Origin of the sequence: Sphaerisporangium aureirubrum (genome assembly GCF_042658925.1) — a bacterium.
GTDB lineage: Bacteria > Actinomycetota > Actinomycetes > Streptosporangiales > Streptosporangiaceae > Sphaerisporangium > Sphaerisporangium aureirubrum.
Map to the genome: position 1 here is coordinate 1 of NZ_JBHSRF010000175.1, position 2,065 is coordinate 2,065.

Here is a 2,065-nt window from a genome sequence, read left to right on the forward strand (position 1 = left end):
TGGTGGTCGGTGTCGGCAGGCATCGGTGATGCTCCCTTCACGAGGTTTCCGGTGCGGTGGGCAGGTGGCGGAGTAGGTCGGTGGCGAGTTGGCTGGACACGCCCAGCCGGGCACGCAGTAAGTCGAGGGTGATGGGCTTGCCATGCTTGGCGTGGTGTTCGTCGGCCACGCGCCGGGCGTAGTCGAGGAGTGCAGGAGAGGGGTCGGTGGCGTCGCCCTGGGCGCCATCAGAGGCAGACAGGAGGCTTGGAATCGCGGCGGCCGGCGCAGAACCGGTCGAGGGCGGGGAAGGTTTGAGGTGAAGGGCGGTCGCTCTTCGTTCCAGCATCGAGACGGCGACTAGGAAGGCTGCTGCGGGTGTTGCGGCGGTGAGCCAGCCCCACACGGAGGGTTCGGCCTGGTGGAGGTTGGCGGCCAGGGACAGGACGATTCCGGCGACGAGAACGAAGGTCGGCCAGGAGAGCGGGCCGGTCCGCTTGCGGCCGGTCTTCTTGTCGCGTTGCCGTTCACGGGCGGCCATGACGCAGGTCAGATCGACGCATACGGCCACCGCCCAGGCCATCGCGCCTGTCTGCCCGTGCTCCACCGCTGTCTGTCGTACGTGGGAGAAAGAACCGGCGCCGGCGATCAGTGCCAGGACGAGGACAGGACCGGAGTCCAGCAGCCAGGAGGCCAGGCGTCGCATGACGGGTCAGCTCTTCCCGTGTTCCAGGACGGCGGTTTCGGGATCGAGGAACTCGGCGAGGTCGGCATCGGTCACCTGGGCGTGGTGGGTACCGGCCATGACGCCCGCCCAGGACGGAGTGAGTTCGGCGTAGGTGCGGGTCGCGACTTCGGCGGCTTGCTCGGAGACGTAGAAGGAGCGCGCCCGGTACCACTGGCCGTCTTGGCCGGCCACGATCGCGACGCCAGGGGTTTCAGAGGCGATGGCGCGTGCGGAGACCAGGGCCGCGGGGTCGAGGTCCCCGAGGGTCATGGTCGCGGTCTCGGGATCGTTGACCCGATGGCAGATCCGCCCTGAGCACTGAGCGCGCAGCGCGGTCACGCCGGGGCCGAGGTCGGAGCCGATTCGCTGGCCGCAGCAGAATAGGTAGATCCCGAACGCCCGGCCGAGCTGAGCGACCCGCAGCAGGGCCGTCGAGGTCTTAGCGATCTCGTCTTTCTCGGACTTGTCGGCCATCAGGTATAGCTCTGCTAACTCGTCGACCAGGACCACCACCGGGACCGGCCGCCGGTCGCCGGGCAACTGCCAGATGTTGCGTGCCCCGGCGGTGCGGCAGGCCGCCATCCGGTCCACCATCAGCGCGACCAGGTCGTCCAGGAGCTGTACGCATTCGGCGCGGGAGGTGGCCAGGGCCGACAGGCGGGGTTCGTAGGGCGTGAACTCCACCCCGCCCTTGAGGTCGAATCCGACCAGGGCCACCGGTTGGGGGGAAAGTCCGATGATCAGGGCGTTGGCCAGGTTCGACTTTCCCGATTGGGTGGCGCCGGCGTTGAGCCAGTGCGGGACCGTGCGGAAGTCGATGACCCAGGGGGAGCCGGTCTCCAGCCGGCCGACGGTGACCTTGAGGAGTTCGGTCGAGACGGGGAGCTGGTCGATTCGGACCAGCGGGTCTCGGATGGTCGCGGCCAGGGTGACGCGACCCCGTTTCCGCGATGAGACGCGTACGGCGTGCACGCGCCAGGAGTGCGCGAGTCGTTCGGCCACCGCGGCGTAGTCCTCGGGGATCTGCCCTTCCAGGAGGCGGATCGTGACACGCCAGCCGTGACGCGTCGGCATGGGCGGCCACATCCACGGCTTGGTGTCGACCGCGACCCGCTGTAAGCGCCGTTTGACGCGGACGAGGCCGGTCGAGGAGATCAGGCCGGGGACGGTGGTGAACCAGAAGCGCTGCCGCTTCTTGGTCAGGCCGCACCCCAGAGCGACCTTGCGCCAGGTGAGACGGACCCTGACGGCGGTCAGCGGGTAGCCCAGGCACAGCCAGTAGGACCGGTGGTGCCAGCGGCGCCAGGCCCAGAGCCCGGCCGCCGAGGCGGCCAGGACTCCGAGCGTGAGGAGGAGACC

Annotated in this window: 2 protein-coding genes; both read right to left on the bottom strand. The window is 69.2% G+C overall.

Features of this window, described 5'->3' with window-relative positions; genetic code table 11:
- Positions 1 to 37: 37 nt before the first annotated feature.
- The gene (locus ACFP1K_RS40995) at positions 38 to 685 is read right to left on the bottom strand and encodes a DUF2637 domain-containing protein (RefSeq protein WP_380763994.1); all 648 of its coding nucleotides are present in this window, start codon (positions 683 to 685) and stop codon (positions 38 to 40) included.
- A gap of 6 nt (positions 686 to 691) precedes the next feature.
- On the bottom strand, positions 692 to 2,065 hold a 1,374-nt coding region (locus ACFP1K_RS41000; RefSeq protein ID WP_380763996.1), incomplete at its 5' end, for an FtsK/SpoIIIE domain-containing protein.

Coding starts and splice junctions, on each gene's coding strand:
- ACFP1K_RS40995 (WP_380763994.1), bottom strand. CDS start 685: ATGCGACGCCTGGCCTCCTGGCTGCTGGACTCCGGTCCTGTCCTCGTC.